At 48.1% G+C, this 20299-nt stretch carries 19 protein-coding genes; 17 read left to right on the forward strand and 2 right to left on the reverse strand.

The annotated features are described in order from the left end of the window. Window positions 1-75: 75 nt before the first annotated feature. Window positions 76-615, forward strand: coding sequence for a YhcN/YlaJ family sporulation lipoprotein (locus HAP68_RS04285; RefSeq protein ID WP_024085058.1), 540 nt, complete (start codon window positions 76-78; stop codon window positions 613-615). A gap of 119 nt (window positions 616-734) precedes the next feature. Further along, window positions 735-1679, forward strand: a complete 945-nt coding sequence (locus HAP68_RS04290; RefSeq protein ID WP_024085059.1) for a hypothetical protein — start codon at window positions 735-737, stop codon at window positions 1677-1679. Here the strand turns inward: HAP68_RS04290 and HAP68_RS04295 are convergent. Continuing rightward, entirely contained in the window at window positions 1639-2304 is a 666-nt protein-coding gene (locus tag HAP68_RS04295; protein ID WP_014304688.1) for a spore coat protein, read from the reverse strand. The genes HAP68_RS04290 and HAP68_RS04295 overlap by 41 nt on opposite strands. 193 nt (window positions 2305-2497) lie before the next feature. Here HAP68_RS04295 and HAP68_RS04300 point away from each other — a divergent pair, with 193 nt between their 5' ends. Together HAP68_RS04300 and HAP68_RS04305 are read left to right on the forward strand one after the other, a co-directional pair. Next, on the forward strand, window positions 2498-4552 hold the full coding sequence (locus HAP68_RS04300; protein ID WP_024085060.1) for a 5'-nucleotidase C-terminal domain-containing protein: 2055 nt from the start codon (window positions 2498-2500) through the stop codon (window positions 4550-4552). Further along, entirely contained in the window at window positions 4549-5145 is a 597-nt protein-coding gene (locus HAP68_RS04305; RefSeq protein ID WP_003155352.1) for a class D sortase, read from the forward strand. The genes HAP68_RS04300 and HAP68_RS04305 overlap by 4 nt, the downstream gene beginning before the upstream one ends. On the opposite strand, the gene HAP68_RS04310 is transcribed toward HAP68_RS04305, so the two are convergent. After that, window positions 5142-6050 (reverse strand): RluA family pseudouridine synthase, encoded by a 909-nt coding sequence (locus HAP68_RS04310; protein WP_003155350.1) that lies wholly within the window; start codon window positions 6048-6050, stop codon window positions 5142-5144. The genes HAP68_RS04305 and HAP68_RS04310 overlap by 4 nt on opposite strands. Before the next feature lie 109 nt (window positions 6051-6159). On the opposite strand from HAP68_RS04310, the gene HAP68_RS04315 reads away from it, so the two are divergent. From HAP68_RS04315 to HAP68_RS04375, 13 genes are all read left to right on the forward strand, one after another. Further along, complete coding sequence (locus tag HAP68_RS04315; protein ID WP_007408448.1) at window positions 6160-6555, forward strand: DUF5365 family protein; 396 nt, start codon at window positions 6160-6162, stop codon at window positions 6553-6555. Between the two features lie 130 nt (window positions 6556-6685). Further along, window positions 6686-7108, forward strand: a complete 423-nt coding sequence (locus tag HAP68_RS04320) for a CBS domain-containing protein (RefSeq protein WP_003155348.1) — start codon at window positions 6686-6688, stop codon at window positions 7106-7108. A gap of 127 nt (window positions 7109-7235) precedes the next feature. Continuing rightward, on the forward strand, window positions 7236-7925 hold the full coding sequence (locus HAP68_RS04325) for an HAD family hydrolase (RefSeq protein WP_003155347.1): 690 nt from the start codon (window positions 7236-7238) through the stop codon (window positions 7923-7925). Next, entirely contained in the window at window positions 7918-9456 is a 1539-nt protein-coding gene (locus HAP68_RS04330; protein WP_003155346.1) for a bifunctional GNAT family N-acetyltransferase/carbon-nitrogen hydrolase family protein, read from the forward strand. The genes HAP68_RS04325 and HAP68_RS04330 overlap by 8 nt, the downstream gene beginning before the upstream one ends. A gap of 242 nt (window positions 9457-9698) precedes the next feature. Beyond that, the gene (locus tag HAP68_RS04335; protein WP_088005354.1) at window positions 9699-11051 is read left to right on the forward strand and encodes an aspartate aminotransferase family protein; all 1353 of its coding nucleotides are present in this window, start codon (window positions 9699-9701) and stop codon (window positions 11049-11051) included. A 16-nt stretch (window positions 11052-11067) separates the two neighbouring features. Then, complete coding sequence (locus tag HAP68_RS04340; RefSeq protein WP_003155344.1) at window positions 11068-11643, forward strand: glycerol-3-phosphate responsive antiterminator; 576 nt, start codon at window positions 11068-11070, stop codon at window positions 11641-11643. A gap of 172 nt (window positions 11644-11815) precedes the next feature. Continuing rightward, the gene (locus HAP68_RS04345) at window positions 11816-12643 is read left to right on the forward strand and encodes an MIP/aquaporin family protein (RefSeq protein WP_003155343.1); all 828 of its coding nucleotides are present in this window, start codon (window positions 11816-11818) and stop codon (window positions 12641-12643) included. Window positions 12644-12659: 16 nt separating this feature from the next. Next, window positions 12660-14150: a glycerol kinase GlpK gene (glpK, locus tag HAP68_RS04350; RefSeq protein ID WP_014304694.1), complete on the forward strand. Its 1491-nt coding sequence runs from the start codon at window positions 12660-12662 to the stop codon at window positions 14148-14150. A 138-nt stretch (window positions 14151-14288) separates the two neighbouring features. Further along, window positions 14289-15956 carry a glycerol-3-phosphate dehydrogenase gene (glpD, locus tag HAP68_RS04355; protein WP_003155341.1) on the forward strand — a complete coding sequence of 556 codons (1668 nt, stop codon included), beginning with the start codon at window positions 14289-14291 and terminating at the stop codon, window positions 15954-15956. A 139-nt stretch (window positions 15957-16095) separates the two neighbouring features. After that, complete coding sequence (locus HAP68_RS04360) at window positions 16096-17838, forward strand: phospho-sugar mutase (protein WP_024085062.1); 1743 nt, start codon at window positions 16096-16098, stop codon at window positions 17836-17838. Between the two features lie 145 nt (window positions 17839-17983). Continuing rightward, window positions 17984-19120 (forward strand): GAF domain-containing sensor histidine kinase, encoded by a 1137-nt coding sequence (locus HAP68_RS04365; protein ID WP_024085063.1) that lies wholly within the window; start codon window positions 17984-17986, stop codon window positions 19118-19120. Next, the gene (locus HAP68_RS04370) at window positions 19120-19767 is read left to right on the forward strand and encodes a response regulator (protein ID WP_015388495.1); all 648 of its coding nucleotides are present in this window, start codon (window positions 19120-19122) and stop codon (window positions 19765-19767) included. Before HAP68_RS04365 ends, HAP68_RS04370 begins: the two co-directional genes overlap by 1 nt. Continuing rightward, a complete protein-coding gene (locus HAP68_RS04375) occupies window positions 19764-20288 on the forward strand; it encodes an NADPH-dependent FMN reductase (RefSeq protein WP_024085064.1) in 525 nt (174 codons plus the stop codon). The genes HAP68_RS04370 and HAP68_RS04375 overlap by 4 nt, the downstream gene beginning before the upstream one ends. Window positions 20289-20299: the final 11 nt, after the last annotated feature.

The raw sequence follows: 20299 nt of genomic DNA on the forward strand, positions 1-20299 counted from the left end.
TCAGAATGCAAACGGCGTGCATAAATCCCGCCGAATAGAAAAACCTATACGTAAAGTGAGAAAGGAGGAATTCACATGATAAAAAAACAAGCAGTTATTTCTGCCCTTCTTCTGCCGATGCTGATTACCGCAGGGTGCAGTATGGGGAACCAGGGAGAAGGAAAACGAAATGACAACCGCACCCAGAATGTAAATTACCGCAACACGCCTAACGACGGTGCGACAAATATGAATACAGTGAACCGTCATAACCAAAACACCGATCACAATGACAACCGTAACCTGAGAGTGGCTGATAAAGCCGCCGACAAGGTGACTGATTTAAAAGAAGTTAAAAATGCGACTGTGATCGTTGCCGGAAACAGCGCTTATGTAGCCGTTGTTCTGACAAACGGACAAAAAGGCGCCATCGCCAACCATTTGAAAAATAAGATTACCGATAAGGTGAAATCAGCCGATAAAAATGTCCGGACTGTATATGTATCAGCAAACCCGGACTTCGTTGAACGTATGCAAGGCTACGGAAAACGAATCCAAAACGGCCACCCGGTATCCGGACTGTTTGATGAATTCGGCCAAATGGTGCAGCGTGTATTCCCCAACCCCAATAAATAAATGAATGGAAAAGCCGCATTTGCTGCGGCTTTTTTATTTTATCTCCGTCACGACCCAGCGCTCCTGAGCATAAAGTAAAGAATGAGATGAAAATTAAAGGATCGGGGAGGGGAGCTTGTTTGCGTGACGGCATGGGGAAACGGGCGGCATTCACTCTGATCCTGTGCGGAGTCCTTGTCATATTGGCTGTCAGTTCAGCCGTTTCAGTAAGTATGATGTACGTCCTGTCAGGCCAAAACAGCCGCTCTGTTCCGACGAAGGAACAAGTGACTGAACACATGAATAAAGAAATTTACAAACATACAGCGATTTACTATACGGCGGATGAAAAGCCGCTCTTGGATCTGACCAAGCTTACGCTGGACCACGCAAAGCGTATCAACCAAATCATTGTCGGTTATAAAGGAGCGGCGCCTCTTGAACTCATTTTCTTTTCGGATGAAGCTGAAATGGAGCAATACTCAGGATTGAAAAATGTAGTCGGTTTTTATTCAGAGCAGGAGCAGATGATGGGGCTCTTGCCAGAAGAGAAAAAACAGCTTTTGAAAAAAGATGAGCTGGCCGTTTTCATGTATAAGCAATTGATTATACATGAATATACACACTACGCATTTCATCAAAAAGCGCGGCAATTGGGGACGGATACGTCTGTATTTCCGCTTTGGTTTCATGAGGGGCTGAGCGAGTGGGTTGCGCATTATGATGTGGTCATTGATCCGATTGCATTTTCCGTCGTGCCGTTTGATCAATTAACGACCGACCGAAAATGGCAGAAATCGCGTATGGAATATGAAACGGATGTTTATTTGCAAAGTTTCTATATGATAAAGGATTTAACCGAAACATTCGGAGAAGGCATTATCTTAACCATTATCAATAAAACCGCCGAAACACAGGATTTTGAAAAAGGCTTTGAAGCAGCTACGAAAGAAAGCCTGAAACAATTTGAACATGATTTCACAAAAGCATATGAAAAAAAGAAAACGGCATTGGAGAGTCAGCTTTCCAACGCCGTTTTTTTCATTAATGGAGGTTTTGCTGCTGCTGTCCCATTTGTCCTTTAATCGGAGGCATTTGCGGCTGTCCCTGCGCCGGCGCAAATGAATTCAGCATGGTCTGCATATCTTGTGCATTGAGCTGAGGAACCTGATAATAACCGTGTTTGTTTTGGTATAAGAAGATTTCATACGCCATTTCGACATATTGCTGAATTTGGGCGGAGAGCACTCTTCTTGTGACGGGATTGGTCATTTCAAGCGAGCTCATCGTCAAGAGAGAAGCTTGAGCTTTAATCAGGCCGAGCATATGGCCGCTTATTCCGAGATCTTTGACATCATTTAATGATTGATTCGGTTTTTTCGGCTGAGTCGGTTTTATACCGTAGACGGCCTGGTTCTGTTCCTCCATCATATATGTCGACGTTTCCTGAGAAGGCTTTTGGCCGGTCTTAAAGCATTCTGCCGTCAGATTATAGAGTCCGAGAATGAATTGATACTGGCGGTCAAGAATGTCGGCCAGCTGCTGATCCTGTATAAACTGTCTGAGCATCATAAATTGATCCAAAACGCCGACTGTTCCGGCCAGCACTTCATGCATATCGAAAAGCTCATGTCCTCCGTGATTCACTTGCGGTGAACCCGGAATCCCCTGATTTACTGGCGGCTGCTGCTGATTCTGCTGCTGTTCCACTGGTTGTTTTCCTCCTTCATGTCAAATCACATTTAAGATGTGAAAAAAGCCGATCCGTTATACATCAAGACTTATTTCGTTACGTGGGGATTATTTACTATTTTGCGCCAGCGAAGACAATCTTTACAAAAAAGTGATGTGATTTTTAAGAAAATAAGCTAACGTATTTCTTAGAAGACAGGGGGGGGAATGAATGAAGAAAAAAAGGGGTTTGCGTCTTTCGTGCTGTTTGCTGACGGTTTGTTTTATGATGTTCAGCGTGAAAGATGCGGAAGCAATCGGACAAGCCGGATCACTGAATGAAGCTGGAACGGATAAAGCGTATAAAGAACGGCAGACTGAAGACTCCGGCCGTATCCCGCTCAGAATCATCAGCATGAATGACCTGCACGGAAAAATTGATCAGCAATATGAGCTTGACCTTAACGGAGACGGTAAACCGGATGGCACTTTCGGACGGATGGACTACGCCGCCGCGTACATTAAAAAGGCGAAGGCCGAGAAAGAACACGCCTTTGTCGTGCATGCGGGCGATATGATCGGGGGCAGCTCTCCCGTGTCAGCCCTTTTTCAGGATGAACCGACAGTAGAATTGATGGAAGACATCGGTTTTGATGTCGGAACTGTCGGCAATCACGAATTCGATGAAGGAACGAATGAGCTTAAACGGATCATCAATGGAGGAGAGCATCCGGACGGTAAGGGGACAAGCGGTTATGACGGCCAAGATTTCCCGCTCGTCTGCGCCAACTGTAAATTGAAGTCAGGGGAGTCCTTTCTGCCGCCGTATAAAATCAAATACGTTTCCGGAATTCCGGTCGCATTTATCGGGGTTGTAACCAGATCGGCGGCAGGCATGGTCATCCCGGACGGAATTAAAAATATTACGTTTACGGATGAGGTAAAGGCCGTCAATGACGCCGCCGCAGACCTGAAGAAAAAAGGAATTAAAGCAATCGCCGTGCTCGCCCATATGTCTGCTGAACAAAATGGCTCAGCCATCACGGGAGAATCCGCAAAGCTTGCAAGCGGAACAGACTCAGAGATTGACGTGATTTTCGCCGCGCACAATCATAAAGTCGTAAACGGAGAAATCAACGGCAAGCTGATCGTGCAGGCATTTGAATACGGAAAAGCAATCGGAATCGCCGATCTCGAACTAGATAAAGAGTCGAAGGATATCGTGAAAAAATCAGCGGAAATCCAATATATCGATCAAAGTAAAATCAAGCCTGATCCGGATGCGGCAGGCAAATTAAGCAAATATGAAGAGAAAGTGAAACCGATTATCAGCGAAGCGGTCGGGGAAGCGGCCCATGATATAACAGGCGGGTATTCAAATGACGGCGACACGGCGCTCGGAAATCTGATTGCCGACGGTATGAAAGCGAAGATGAAATCCGATTTTGCGCTTATGAATGGGGGAGGCATCCGGGACGGCATAAAAAAAGGGCCGATCACATGGGGAGATCTTTATAATGTACAGCCGTTCGGCAATGTGCTGACGAAGCTTGAAATCAAAGGAAAAGATTTGCGGGAGATCATCAACGCGCAAATTTCTCCGGTGTACGGACCGGATTACAGCATCAGCGGATTTTCCTATACATGGAACCCGGAAACCGGACAAGCGGCGGATATGAAAATGGCGGACGGTACAGACATACAGCCCGAAAAAGGATATACAGTAACAGTCAATCAATTTATGGCGACGGCATCGGGGGCAAAATACGGTCCGATCGGGAAACTCGGCAAGAATCCGGTGACGGGGCCTGAGGATTTGGAAGCGACAGTAGACTATGTCAAAAGCTTTTCCGCACCGATTTCTTATCAAACCGACGGCCGCATCCGCACGGCATCAGCCGCCGAAACACCTGATGACACCGGCAATCAGCCGGGAAGCGGGGAAACACCGGGCAGCACCGGGCCTGATAAAGGAGAAAAACCTCAAACGGAAAAACCCGCTAAAAAACCGGATGCAGCAGAACAGCCTGATCAAACCAAAAAACCTGAACGTCCTGTCGTAAAAGAAGCAGCATCTGATACAGTGCAGTCAATTCCCGAATCCCATACGGCGTCTGCCGCAGATTCGGAACAAAGCACAGAACAGACTGAAAGCGGCACACAAAAAGGCCGCCCATTGCCTGATACTTCAGCGGGCAGCCATCAGACGGCATTGGCCGGCCTGGTGATCACGGGTGCCGGCGTATATTGGCTTTTCAGAAAGAAAAGGGGAACCCGCACACGATGAACAAACTGAAACATATTCCGCTTCTCGTCATCATCGCAGGTGTTATCATCACATGTTACGGTAGCTGGAAGATCATTGATTCACATATGAAAACGAACCAATCGCTTGAAGAAGCAAAAAAAGCAACAGAACCTGTCTTGGAAAAGAACGAAACAAAAAGCGCTGTGCAGGCACAGCGCAAAAAAGAATTTCACCCCGAAACGGGTGAGGCAAGCGGCATTTTAGAAATCCCTGAAATTGACGCTGAGCTCCCGATCGTCGAAGGGACTGACGCAGATGATTTAGCAAAAGGCGTCGGACATTATAAGGACAGCTATTATCCTGGCGATCACGGCCAAATTGTGTTATCCGGCCACAGGGACACGGTGTTCCGCCGGACCGGCGAACTGAAAAAAGGAGACAGACTGAACGTGATTTTGTCTTACGGCACGTTTTCTTATAAAATCAGCCGTACAAAAATCGTCAGCCGGGATGATACGTCTGTCATCACCCTTCAACACAAGCGGGAGGAACTGATCCTGACCACTTGCTATCCGTTTTCTTACATTGGAAATGCGCCGAAACGATATATTATATATGCCGACCCGGTTTAAGAAAAATACGTTTCGGTAAAATGAGCAAGATCAGCCGGCATCGGCGCCTCGGCAACGATTTCTTCTCCTGAGATCGGATGGACGACACTGACTTTTTTGGCGTGAAGCGCCTGCCTGTGAAACAGCGCCCTGCTTCCGCCGTACAGGTCATCGCCCGCCAACGGATGGCCGATGCTTGCCATATGCACCCTGATTTGATGTGTTCTCCCGGTTTCCAGTTCAAGCTCTGCCAATGTAAGCTGCGCACCGGGATGATAGCCTTTCACTTTGTAATGGGTGACGGCGGCTTGTCCGCCGGGTGAGACGCGCCGTCTGACGGAATGTGACCTGTCGCGGCCGATCGGCGAGTCAACCGTGCCTTTTTTCGGCGTGACTTTTCCTTCCGCCGCGGCGATATAGGTGCGTTTTAATGTTTTGGTTTCGAGCTGACGGTCAAGGATTGCATGGGCCAGGCGGTGTTTCGCGAAAACGACCGCGCCTGACGTGTCACGGTCAAGACGGTGAACGTGGCGCACTTTCGCTTGTTCGCCGTTGATTTGAAAATGGTAAGCGATCAGGTTGCTGAGGGTTCCGGTCTGACCCTCTTCATTTGGATGAGTCGGCATTCCCGCCGGCTTATTTGCAATCAGCATATGACTGTCCTCAAATAAAATGTCCGGCTCTCCGTATTCAGGAATTACCGAAGAACCCGTTTTTTCCTGAAGATCAATGAATAAGCGGTCTCCGGTTTTCAGTATGATGTTGTTTTTCGGGGATGTCCGATTCACCTGAATGCTTTTTTGGTTCATCCATTCCGTTATCACGGGTTTTGACGCCTGGAATTCAGATTTCAGGACTGAAAACAGCCATTGTCCGGCGTGTTTTTCCGTAATCAGGAGTTCCAGACCGCGGTCATTTTGTTTCATATCATAAAGCTCCTTTTCAAGCGGAAAGCGGCTGTTTCAATAGGAAACACTTACCTTAGCTTTCGCGTTTTTTTCTATGCTATTCTTGATAAAGATTAAGGATATTCACATGGCAAGAAAGGTGATTGATGTGAGAATTGTGAACGCAGCGACTGACGGACAAGAAAGCGCGATACAAGAGCTTTCCTCTGAATTGTTTCAAAATGTCTTTCCTCTTTATTTCTCCGAACTGGAAATTCAGCGCTTTAAAAAAAGGGGCGTATTGTCTTTACAAAACCAACGTTACCAAGGAACTTTAAAAGAAGCGTTTCAAATTATGGCTTGTCTGCAAACGGTACATATCATGCTGTCAAAGCCGCACCCCGTATATGACGTCAAAGAGCGGGCGCTGTTTGATAAAAATTGCGCTTTGCTGAATGAATGCGGAATGAATTTTCCCTTTACCTATGATGATTTCGAGACAGGGGCCGGATCAGAAGCCTGCGGTCACAGAAGGCTGATCTGACGGGTATAAAGAGCCTTTTGACAGGCTCTTTTTTGCTTCCTTGACATGATACCACAATTTCTTTCCTCTAACTCCCTTTATAATGAGTCAAATCCCCGAGCATAATAAAATGCGAAAGGGGTGCTTTACAATGAGTTCAATCAAACAATCAATGACTACCCACGTGGCTACCGTTTCTCCCAACCAAACGATCCAGGAAGCGGCTGCGCTGATGCACCAGCATAATGTCGGAGCAATTCCCGTCGTTGACGGAGGGGAATTAAAAGGAATGCTGACAGACCGTGATATCGCATTGAGAACAACGGCTCAAGGCCGCGACGGCCAAACACCTGTTTCACACGTGATGTCTTCTCAAGTTGTATCCGGAAACCCGGAAATGAGTCTTGAAGAGGCGTCACATCTGATGGCCCAACACCAAATCCGCCGCCTTCCCATTGTCGATCAAAATCATCTGGTCGGGATCGTTGCGCTTGGAGACTTAGCGGTCGATCAGCGTTCAAATGAGTCTGCGGGAGCGGCTCTTTCCAATATTTCCAGTCAAAACACACAGTAACGGATGAAGAGAGCTTGCACTCATGCAGGCTCTTCTTTCCGTGAGAATGTTACATTTTGAATGCAAAAGAAATTCACGGTATAGTGTATACATAGGTCAGTACGTTTAGCTAAAGGAGCTGTAACCATTGATAAAAGCATTAATCTTTGATTTTGACGGGTTAATTTTAGATACAGAAACCCATGAATATGAAGTGCTGCAGGAAATGTTTGAGGAACACGGTTCAACATTGCCTTTATCCGTCTGGGGAAAAGTGATCGGAACGGCGGCGGGGTTTAAGCCGTTCGCATATTTAGAGGAGCAGCTGGGAAGAAAGCTCGATCATGATGAACTGACGGCGATCAGGCGCGGGCGCTTCGAACAGCGGATGAAGACGGAAACGGCGCGTCCCGGAGTGGAGGCTTATTTAGCCGCGGCAAAAGAATTAGGATTGAAGGTGGGGCTCGCTTCCAGCTCAGATTTTAAATGGGTGTCGGGCCATCTGAAGGAATTAGGCCTGTTTGATGAATTTGAAGTGATTCAGACGGCTGACGACGTAGAAGAAGTGAAGCCCAATCCGGAGCTCTATCTGAAAGCTGCGGAACATTTAGGCGTTGAACCTTCTGAATGTCTTGCCTTTGAGGATTCGGTCAACGGCTCAATCGCAGCCAAACGCGCCGGCATGAAATGTGTCATCGTGCCGAATAAGGTAACGAGCGCCCTGTTATTTGAAGAATACGATCACAGACTGGAATCGATGGCGGAAATGGAACTTGAATTACTCTTACAGCGATTGAACGATCAAAACGAACCGGCAGGGGGAAGCAGCATTGTCTGAGAAACTTGATCTGACCCGTTTTGAAAAGAAAATGGTCATACGGAATATGGAAGAGAAAGATATCAACAAAATTATTGAGCTGCAAAAGGATTGTTTTCCGGGGATGGAGCCGTGGGAGCCTGAGCATTTAATCAGCCATCTCGCGCACTTTCCGGAAGGTCAGTTTTGCGCCGAGTATGAAGGGGAAATTATCGGTTCATGCTCAAGCCTGATCATCAATTTCGATGAATATGATGACCGCCACACGTGGCAGGACATTACAGACGACGGTTATATCACGAACCACAACCCGGACGGATTGAATCTGTACGGGATTGAGGTAATGGTTCACCCGGAATACAGGCGGATGAAAATCGGACACCGGCTGTATGAGGCGAGAAAAGACTTGGCGAGACGATTGAATCTGAAAAGCATCATTATCGGCGGGCGGATTCCGAATTATCATAAGTACGCGGAAGAAATGACGGCGAGAGCTTATGTCGAACAGGTGACGCGCCATCAGATTTATGATCCGGTGCTTTCTTTCCAGCTGATGAACGGATTTACGCTCATGCGGATCAATCCGAATTATCTCCCGGATGACACCGCGTCCATTAAATATGCGACATTAATGGAATGGAACAATGTCGATTATCTGCCGCAGTCAAAGCGCTATTACAAATCGGCATTTCCGGTGCGCATCTGCGTCATTCAATATGAAATGAAAAAGATTTACTCCTTCGAGGAATTTGCCAATCAGGTTGAATATTATGTCGATGTGGCTTCCGACGCGAGATCTGATTTCGCGGTATTTCCGGAGATTTTCACGACGCAGCTCATGTCATTTCTCGAGGAGCGTTCTCCGAGTCTGGCCATTCAGAGGATTACCGAATATACCGAGGACTATATCAGCCTCTTTACAGATCTCGCGGTGAAATATAATGTGAACATTATCGGCGGCTCCCACTTCGTTGAAGAAGAGGGGAAAATTTATAACATCGCCTACTTATTCAGACGTGACGGCACGATTGAAAAACAATATAAGCTTCACATTACGCCGAATGAGCGGAAATGGTGGGGCATCAGCGCCGGAGACAGGGTGCGCGTATTTGATACGGACTGCGGAAAGATCGCCATTCAGATCTGTTACGATATCGAATTTCCGGAGCTTGCGAGAATTGCCGCGGATCAAGGGGCGAAAATTATCTTTACGCCATTCTGCACTGAAGACCGCCAAGGCTATTTGCGCGTAAGGTACTGCTCTCAGGCGAGAGCGGTTGAAAACCAAATTTACACCGTCATCTCAGGTACGGTCGGAAACCTGCCGCAAACAGAAAATATGGATATTCAATACGCGCAGTCAGCCATTTTTGCTCCGTCTGATTTTGAATTCGCCAGAGACGGAATCGTCGGTGAAACGAATCCGAATATCGAAATGGTCGTGATCGGGGACGTGGACCTTGAAATCTTAAGAAGGCAGCGTGAAAACGGAACCGTGCGCCAGCTGAAAGACCGGCGCAAAGACATTTACCGGATTACGCATCTGAAATAAAAAAACGCCCGCTCCGCTTAAGGGCGGGTTTTTTTATAAAAACACTTGCACCGGCCCCGGTTTCGGGATATGCTCTTGTAGCCCTTTCGCTTTCTGGGAGAAAGCGTTTTTTTAATTGCCGCCGCTTTATTGACTCGCCCATGCCGCGCCTTTATATTCTTATTAAGAGGAAAACTTCACCATGAGAATCGGCGTCAGAAGCCGGGCAGCTTTCGATACAGTGCAATGATATTGAAAGGGAGATGAGCGGTGTGGAACATGTACAAAAAAATCAGTCACTCAAACAAAAGGATAAAGAGCTGATTTGGCACGCGATGAAAGGGGCGGAGCCGGATGACAGCATAATCGTCCAAAAAGGGGAAGGCGCCTGGGTTACGGACATTGACGGCAGACGGTATTTGGACGGCATGTCAGGATTGTGGTGCGTCAATATCGGATACGGGAGAAAGGAGCTTGCCGATGCGGCTTACAGCCAATTGAAGGAGCTTCCTTATTATCCGCTGACCCAAAGCCATCAACCCGCGATTGAGCTTGCGGAAAAACTGAATGAATGGCTCGGCGGCGATTATGTAATCTTCTTTTCCAACAGCGGATCGGAAGCAAATGAAACCGCGTTCAAAATTGCCCGCCAATACCACATTGAAAACGGCGATCACAGCCGCTTCAAATTCATCTCCCGGTACAGAGGCTATCACGGCAATACGATGGGGGCGCTCGCCGCTACCGGCCAGGCGCAGAGAAAATATAAATATGAGCCGCTCTCACAAGGTTTTTTGCACGCGGCGCCGCCTGATCTTTATCGGAATCCCGGCGATGCCGTCACATTGGAAAGCGCGCATGAAATCGACCGGATCATGACGTGGGAGTTAAGCGAAACGATTGCCGGCGTGATTATGGAACCGATTATTACAGGCGGAGGGATACTGATGCCCCCGGACGGGTATATGGCAAAGGTAGAGGACATTTGCCGCCGCCACGGCGCGCTTCTGATCAGTGATGAAGTCATTTGCGGTTTCGGCCGCACGGGAGAGCCGTTCGGATTTCAGCATTACGGCGTTTCACCGGACATCGTCACAATGGCAAAAGGCATTACGAGCGCTTATCTGCCGCTGTCGGCAACGGCAGTAAAACGGGAGATTTTTGAGGCGTATTCGGGCGGTGAGCCGTACGGCCGCTTCCGGCACGTGAATACATTCGGAGGCAATCCGGCAGCCTGCGCCCTTGCTTTGAAAAACCTGCAATTGATGGAGGACGAAAATCTGATCGCCCGCTCCCGGGAGCTTGGAGAACGGCTGCTCCGTGAGCTTGAGCCGCTCAAAGAACATCCGGCGGTCGGCGATGTACGGGGCAAAGGCCTTCTTGCCGGCATTGAGCTCGTCAAGGACAAAATCACGAAGGAACCCGCTGATGCCGCTCTTGTGCAGCACGTCATCACCGCGTGCAGAGAAAAAGGCCTGCTTGTCGGGAAAAATGGTGATACTGTAGCGGGATATAATAATGTCATTCAGCTATCTCCGCCTTTTTGCCTGTCCGACGAGGAGCTCTCTTTCATCATTTCGACCGTCAAGGAAAGCGTGCTGAGCATTGATTTTTAAAGTAAAGGAGTAAAACATGAGTTTTCACAACCAGAAGATTCTACCGGCTATCCGGAACATGAAGCAATTCGATGCATTTTTAGAGAGTCCGTTCTTATACGGCGTCATTTTAGATATACACCTCGGTCAATTAAAAGGTGTCGTGAATGAAGCGAAAAAACACGGAAAACTTCTGATGGTTCACGTCGATTTAATTCACGGCATTAAGCATGACGAATACGGTGCGGAGTTTATTTGTCAGGACATCCGGCCCGCGGGCATCATTTCGACGAGATCCGCCGTCATCGTCAAAGCGAAACAAAAGAAAATATACGCGATCCAGCGTCTGTTTCTCTTGGATACGAGCGCCATGGAGAAAAGCATGGAATTCGTCGGAAAGCATAAGCCTGACTTTATCGAGGTTCTCCCGGGCATCGTTCCGACTTTAATCAGAGAAATTAAAGAAATGACGGGGATTCCGATTTTTGCCGGCGGCTTTATCCGCACGGAGCAGGACGTTGAAAACGCCTTGCAGGCAGGAGCAACGGCCGTGACGACTTCAGACACCGAACTATGGGCTAAATATGAACATTCTATGACAAAAAAAGATTGACACCGCTTACACCCATTGTTACAATAGACCTAGGTTAATACTATGTGATGGAGACCCGGAGACCCACAACAGCTCTTTACGGAAGCAATAAAGCGTAAAGCGGTTTGTTGTGGGTTTTTTATTCTCTATAACTCTGTCAAACCTGCTATTTTGTCATTTAGGAGGAATGATGATGACAGCATTTTGGGGAGAAGTAATCGGTACAATGCTGCTTGTTATTTTCGGCGGCGGCGTTTGTGCGGGAGTCAACTTAAAGAAATCGCTTTCATACCAATCCGGATGGATTGTTATTGTATTCGGCTGGGGATTGGGAGTAGCCATGGCGGCATATGCCGTCGGCAGCATCAGCGGCGCTCACTTGAATCCGGCTTTAACGATAGGCCTTGCGCTTGAAGGCAGCTTTCCTTGGAAAGACGTCCCTGTTTATATTGCGGGACAGATGATCGGAGCAATGATCGGTGCGGTTGTTGTGTACCTTCATTATCTGCCGCATTGGAAGGCGACGGATGATCCGGCCGCTAAACTGGGCGTTTTCTCGACCGGCCCGAGTATTCCTCATACATTTGGGAATATGATAAGTGAAGTCATTGGTACGTTTGTGCTTGTGCTCGGCATTTTGGCAATCGGAGCGAATGAATTTACAAAAGGGCTGAACCCGCTGATTGTCGGATTCCTCATCGTTGCCATCGGGATTTCTCTTGGAGGGACGACCGGATATGCGATCAACCCTGCGCGGGATTTGGGGCCGAGAATCGCTCACGCCTTTCTGCCGATCCCGAAAAAAGGGCCGTCAAATTGGAAATATGCCTGGATTCCCGTAATCGGTCCGATCATGGGCGGTGCGTTCGGCGGCGTATTTTACAATGCCGCGTTTAAAGGAAATGTGACACCTAGCTTTTGGTTTGTAAGCGTTATAATGGTTGTAGTGCTTTTCATACTCTATATTTATACCAAGAAATCTCAATCACAGAAAACATTATCAAATTCTGAATATATTTAAAAAGGAGAGCGGCATCATGGAGACCTATATTTTATCAATTGACCAAGGCACAACAAGTTCAAGAGCGATTCTTTTTAATAAAGAAGGAAAAATCGTGCATTCCGCTCAAAAGGAATTCACACAGCATTTCCCTCAGCCGGGCTGGGTGGAGCACAATGCGAACGAAATCTGGGGATCGGTGCTCGCCGTTATTGCGACTGTGATTTCCGAGTCCGGAATCAGCGCTGATCAAATTGCCGGCATCGGCATCACGAACCAAAGGGAAACGACGGTCGTATGGGATAAAGATACCGGAAAGCCGGTATACAATGCGATTGTGTGGCAATCGAGACAAACATCCGGCATTTGCGAAGAGCTTCGTGAAAAAGGATATAATGATACATTCAGAGAAAAAACGGGACTTTTGATCGACCCTTATTTCTCAGGAACGAAAGTCAAATGGATTCTTGACAATGTAGAAGGCGCGCGGGAAAAAGCGGAAAACGGAAATCTTCTGTTCGGAACGATTGATTCATGGCTCATCTGGAAAATGTCCGGAGGCGCGGCGCACGTAACGGATTATTCCAACGCTTCAAGAACGCTGATGTTTAATATTCATGAATTAAAATGGGATGACGAGCTGCTTGATATTTTAGGCGTGCCGAAATCCATGCTGCCGGAAGTGAAACCGTCTTCTCATGTGTACGCGAAAACGGTTGATTATCATTTCTTCGGTAAAAATATTCCGATTGCGGGAGCGGCCGGAGACCAGCAGTCTGCGCTGTTCGGTCAGGCGTGCTTTGAAGAAGGCATGGGGAAAAACACATACGGCACAGGCTGCTTTATGCTGATGAATACCGGAGAAAAAGCCATCACTTCTGATCACGGCCTTCTGACGACAATCGCCTGGGGATTAGACGGAAAAGTCGAGTATGCGCTGGAAGGAAGCATCTTTGTCGCAGGTTCTGCCATCCAATGGCTGAGAGACGGCATGCGGATGTTCCAGGATTCGAAAGAAAGCGAGACATACGCAGAGCGTGTGGATTCCGCTGACGGTGTTTATGTCGTGCCCGCTTTCGTCGGATTGGGCACACCGTACTGGGACAGTGACGTGCGCGGCTCAGTTTTCGGCCTGACACGCGGAACGACGAAGGAGCATTTTATCCGTGCCACGCTTGAATCTCTCGCATATCAGGCGAAAGATGTGCTTGATGCCATGGAGGCTGATTCAGGCATCTCTTTAAAAACATTGCGTGTAGACGGCGGAGCGGTAAAAAATAACTTCCTCATGCAGTTCCAGAGCGACTTGCTTGATGTGCCGGTCGAACGTCCGGAAATTAATGAAACGACTGCGCTCGGTGCCGCGTATTTAGCCGGAATCGCTGTCGGCTACTGGAAGGACAGCACTGAAATCGCCGATCAGTGGAACCTTGATAAGCAATTCAAACCGGAAATGGAAGATGAAAAACGCGTTGAATTGTACGGCGGATGGAAAAAAGCAGTAAATGCAGCTATGGCTTTTAAATAAGATAAAATTATGGTATACTGAAAACAAGTTAATAGGAACGGTCCTGAGATGAGGAGAGACCACAGCACCAAAGTGATGACATGCGCTTTGGCTGTTGTGGTCTCTTTTTCTATACCGTGACAACAAGGAGGAAGCGTAATGATGAATCACCAATTTTCAAGTTTGGAACGGGATCATATGCTGGAAGACATGACTAAAAAAACATACGATCTGTTTATTATAGGCGGAGGTATTACGGGTGCCGGTACGGCGCTTGACGCTGCTTCAAGGGGAATGAAAGTCGCTTTGAGCGAAATGCAGGATTTCGCGGCCGGCACATCAAGCCGATCCACAAAGCTTGTCCACGGCGGTTTGCGTTATCTGAAGCAATTTGAAGTCAAAATGGTGGCTGAAGTCGGTAAGGAACGCGCCATCGTGTACGAAAACGGCCCGCACGTCACGACGCCGGAATGGATGCTGCTGCCGTTTCATAAAGGCGGCACGTTCGGTTCATTCTCTACTTCAATCGGCCTGCGTGTGTATGACTATTTAGCGGGAGTAAAAAAATCAGAGCGCAGAAGCATGCTGTCTGCTAAAGAAACGCTGCAAAAAGAGCCGCTCGTCAAAAAAGACGGCTTAAAAGGCGGAGGCTATTATGTAGAGTACCGGACGGACGATGCGAGACTGACGATTGAAGTCATGAAAGAAGCCGTTAAATTCGGTGCTGAGCCTGTCAACTATTCTAAAGTGAAAGAACTGCTTTATGAAAAAGGAAAAGTTGTCGGCGTTTTAATTGAAGATCTGCTGTCAGGCAAGGAATACAAAGTGTACGCCAAAAAAATCGTCAATGCGACAGGTCCGTGGGTCGACGAGCTGAGAGAAAAAGACCACAGCAAAAGCGGAAAACATCTCCAGCACACAAAAGGGGTCCATCTCGTATTCGACCAATCCGTATTCCCGCTTAAACAGGCGGTGTACTTTGATACGCCGGACGGCCGGATGGTGTTCGCCATTCCGCGTGAAGGAAAAACATACGTGGGTACGACCGATACGGTTTACAAACAAAAACTTGAGCACCCACGCATGACGGTGCAGGATCGCGATTATGTCGTCAGCTCCATCAATTATATGTTCCCGGAACTGAACATTACGGCGGACGATATTGAATCAAGCTGGGCCGGCCTCAGACCGCTTATTCACGAAGAAGGGAAAGACCCGTCTGAGATCTCCCGTAAAGATGAAATCTGGACATCTCAATCAGGCCTGATTACGATCGCCGGAGGAAAACTGACGGGCTACCGTAAAATGGCTGAGCACATTGTCGATCTTGTCCGCGACCGCTTGAAAGAAGAGGGCGGCCAGGACTTCGGCGGCTGCAAGACGAAGACGATGCCGATTTCCGGCGGACATGTCGGCGGCTCTAAAAACTTCGAGTCATTTGTGGAAGCAAAGACAAAAGACGGCTTGAAAATCGGTTTATCACAGGAAACCGCTAAGCAGTTAGCCATCAGATACGGCTCTAACGTTGAAAATGTATTCAGCCGGATTGAAGGACTGAAAGACGAAGCGGAAAAACGCCAGATTCCGGTTCACATTTTGGCTGAAGCAGCTTACAGCATCGAAGAAGAAATGGCTGCGACACCTGCCGATTTCTTCGTCCGCAGAACGGGAAGACTGTTCTTCGACATCAAATGGGTGCAAACGTATAAAACGGCCGTGATTGATTACATGAGCGACCGATTCCAATGGAATGACGAAACGAAAGAAAAACACACTGAGTGGTTAAATACGCTGCTGCACGACGCGGTTGTTCCGCTCGAACAATAATAACCGGAGGGCTGTGCCGAAAAGGCATGAGCCCTTCTTTTATCTTTTTACATAAAGCATTTGGTTAAGTTATCAAGTGACACGGGCAGCCGCTTCATATTAAAATATGGTCATAAGCTGAAATTATAGGAGGACGAACATGAGTTGGAGTAAGAGTTACGAACGCTGGAATCAGGCCGAACAATTAGATTCAGAATTGAAAAAATTATTGGCGGACGCAGAAGGAAACGAGCAGATGCTGGAAGATTTTTTCTACAAAAATCTTGAGTTCGGAACAGGAGGCATGAGAGGAGAAATCGGGCCGGGTACGAACAGAATGAACATTTACACGGTCCGCAAAGCATCCGCCGGACTTGCGGCGTATATCGCGAAACAGGGGGAAGACGCGAAAAAAAGAGGGGTTGCGATCGCATACGACTCCCGTCATAAATCTCCTGAGTTTGCGATGGAAGCTGCAAAAACCCTTGCTTCCCAAGGCATTCAAACATACGTCTTTGATGAGCTCCGCCCGACGCCTGAGCTGTCTTTTGCGGTGAGAAAGCTGAACGCTTATGCCGGCATCGTCGTGACGGCCAGCCATAACCCGCCTGAATATAACGGATATAAAGTGTATGGCGATGACGGCGCACAGCTGCCGCCGAAAGAAGCGGACATCGTCATTGCGGAAGTGAATGCCATAGAAAATGAATTAACGATTCAAGTTGAAGATGAACAGTCGCTGAAAGAAAAAGGTTTGATTAAAATAATCGGTGAAGAAATTGATAAACCGTATACTGAAAAACTGACTTCCATCTCCGTACATCCCGAGCTTTCGGATGAAGTGGATGTCAGCGTCGTGTTTACTCCGCTTCACGGCACGGCAAATAAACCGGTGCGCCGCGGTCTTGAAGCACTCGGTTACAAAAACGTCACCGTCGTAAAGGAGCAAGAGCTGCCGGACCCGGATTTTTCAACCGTCAAATCGCCGAATCCGGAAGAGCACGCGGCATTCGAATATGCCATTAAGCTCGGAGAAGAACAAAATGCCGATATTCTTGTCGCTACGGACCCGGATGCCGACCGTCTCGGCATTGCCGTAAAAAACAGCGAAGGCAAGTACACAGTGCTGACGGGGAACCAGACAGGCGCGCTTTTATTGCATTACCTGCTTTCCGAGAAGAAAAAACAGGGCACCCTTCCTGAAAACGGTGTCGTCATGAAAACGATTGTCACGAGCGAATTGGGCCGCGCTGTCGCTTCATCGTTCGGATTAGATACGGTTGACACGCTGACAGGCTTCAAATTTATCGGTGAAAAGATCAAAGAATATGAAAAATCAGGCCAATACACGTTCCAGTTCGGGTATGAAGAAAGCTACGGCTACTTAATCGGCGATTTCGCGCGTGACAAAGACGCGATCCAGGCTGCGCTGTTAGCCGTCGAGGTATGCGCCTTTTATAAAAAGCAGGGCATGTCGCTTTATGACGCGCTGCTGTCCATTTTTAAAGAATACGGATATTACCGTGAAGGCTTGAAGTCATTGACGTTAAAAGGGAAACAGGGAGCAGAGCAGATTTCCGCTATCCTGACTTCATTCCGAAACGATCCGCCGAAGCAGATGGCCGGAAAACAAATCATGCAGGCTGAAGACTATTCAACGGGAAAACGGACTGTATTTGCCGATCATCATGAAGAAGATATTGATCTGCCGAAGTCAAATGTCTTGAAATATTTCCTTGAAGACGGCTCTTGGTTCTGCCTTCGTCCATCAGGAACGGAGCCGAAAGTGAAGTTCTATTTCGCCGTGAAGGGAACTTCTTTACAAGACAGCGAACAGCGTCTTGCCGCATTATCTGAAGCAGTCATGAAAACGGTGGATGACATAGTGGAAAAAACGAAATAAACAACAAACCGCCGGAAGCGACATCCGGCGGTTTTTTTATACGCCTCATCCGAAAGTATGAGGAAAATTCATGCTGAAAACAAAGGAATATACAGAAAAGAATTGATATAATATGGATAATTCTGATTGGCCGGAGTGAGGGAAATTGACGAAAACGACGGTAGAAACGTTAAAAACGTTAAAAGCGATTGCGGAAACGTTAAACCAAAACCACGATTTAAAGGAAGCGCTTGATAAAGTGCTCCGCGAACTGCTCAGCCTGACCGGGCTGCAGACAGGGTGGATTTTTCTGATTGAGCCGGACGGGTCTTATACGCTCGCAGCATCCGCTTATTTACCGCCTGCTCTCGGTCAGCGGGAAAATGCACTCATGTGCAGCGGGGAATGCTATTGTCTGACCAAATTCAGCAATGGCGGATTGACAAAGGCCGTAAACATAATGAATTGTAAACGGATTGAATTTGCGGAACAGACGACGAACTGCCGCGATACGGAGGGCATTACCCATCATGCGACCGTACCGCTTGAGGACGGCGGCCGGAAGTTCGGTTTATTAAACGTCGCCGCAAGCGAAAAGACATTTTTCAACGAAGAAGAACTGCATCTGCTTGAAGCGGTTGCATTTCAAATCGGAACGGCGATTCAGCGGATGAAATTGGCCGAATTTGAGCAGCAGAACGCCCTGTTGATGGAACGAAGCAGACTTGCGCAAGAGCTGCATGATTCCGTCAATCAGATGCTGTTTTCCGTGAGCTTAACGGCAAAAGCCGCAAAGAGCTTTACAGATGATCATCGGCTCCGGCAGATGATTACGTTTATTCAAGAGCTGTCTCAGGATGCGCTAACAGAAATGAGGGCGCTCATTTGGCAGCTGAAGCCGGAAAGTTTAACGAAAGGGCTGTATGCGTCGATCAAAAGCTACGCCGCTCTTATCGGCCTGGAAGCCGTTTGTGAAGCGGAGGATGAGCTGGAGCTTACGGATGAACAGGAACACGCGCTTTTGCGGATCGCCCAGGAAGCCTTGAATAACTGTAAAAAGCATGCGGGAACGGACCGGGTTATCATTTCCGCCGTTAAAAAGCCGGGTTACGCTGAGCTTCACATTAGCGACCGCGGAGCGGGCTTCAGCGCTGATACGCATGCTGTGCTCCCATCGCTCGGCGTGGCCGGCATGAAAGCGCGGGCTGAAGCGATCGGAGGCCGCTTTACATTGCAATCCGAGCTTGGCGCCGGAACGGTTGTCTCCGTTCGGCTTCCGTTTCGGGACGGGAGGTCTGATTGATGAAAATTGTGATTGCTGATGATCATCATGTTGTCCGCAAAGGACTGCGCTATTTCTTCGCCACTCAGGAAGACATTGAAGTTGTCGGTGAGGCGTCCACCGGTGCTGAAGCGCTTCAGCAAGCTGAAAAGACGGAGCCGGACATCATTCTGATGGATTTATCAATGCCTGATATGGACGGCATAGAAGCGGCAAAAATTGCGGCTGAACGATTTCCGGACATCAGTATCGTCGTTTTGACGAGCTATTCTGATCAGGAGCACGTCATTCCCGCCCTTAAAGCCGGCGCAAAAGCGTATCAGCTGAAAGACGCTCAGCCCGATGATTTAGTGAAAACGCTCCGGGAAGTGTATTCCGGACGTTACCGGCTGTCGGCGGATATTGTGCCTCACGTGCTGACCCATATGGTTCAGGATGATCAGGATAAGGAAAAATATTATCAGCTGACCCCCCGTGAAAAAGATGTTCTTCAAGAAATAGCCAAAGGAAAAAGCAATAAGGAAATTGCGGCGGCCCTGTTTATTTCAGAAAAAACAGTGAAGACCCACGTGTCCAATCTGCTGTCAAAGCTGAATCTTTCCGATCGGACGCAGGCGGCATTGTATGCGGTAAAATATAATGTTTTGGGAAAGGCGGTAAAATCATGAGCATATTAGTGATCAGCGGCACACCGAGAAAAAACGGGCGGACGAGAATTGCCGCTTCTTATATCAGAGATCGGTTTCATACCGATTTTATTGATTTGAGCGAAAGTGAACTGCCGCTTTATAACGGTGAAGAAGAACAGAACGAGCTGCCTTCAGTGCGAAAGTTAAGGCGGCAGGTGAAAAAGTCAGCGGCCGTCGTCTTATTATCTCCCGAGTATCACAGCGGCATGAGCGGCGCTTTAAAAAACGCCATCGATTTTTTAAGCAGCGATCACTGGGCATACAAACCGGTGGCCATCATTGCCGCGGCGGGCGGAGGAAAAGGAGGCATGAATGCGCTGGCGAATATGCGGACGGTCATGCGGGGCGTCTATGCAAATGTCATCCCGAAACAGCTGGTCTTAGACCCGATTCACATCGACATGGAGCGCCGGACCGTATCTGAGGATATGGCGGTCAGCCTGAAAGACATGATCGAAGAGCTGAATATGTTCACAAACACAAGAAATCCCGGCGTCTGACGCCGGGATTG

The sequence above is a fragment of the Bacillus sp. Bvel1 genome, from assembly GCF_014872755.1.
Lineage (GTDB): Bacteria > Bacillota > Bacilli > Bacillales > Bacillaceae > Bacillus > Bacillus velezensis.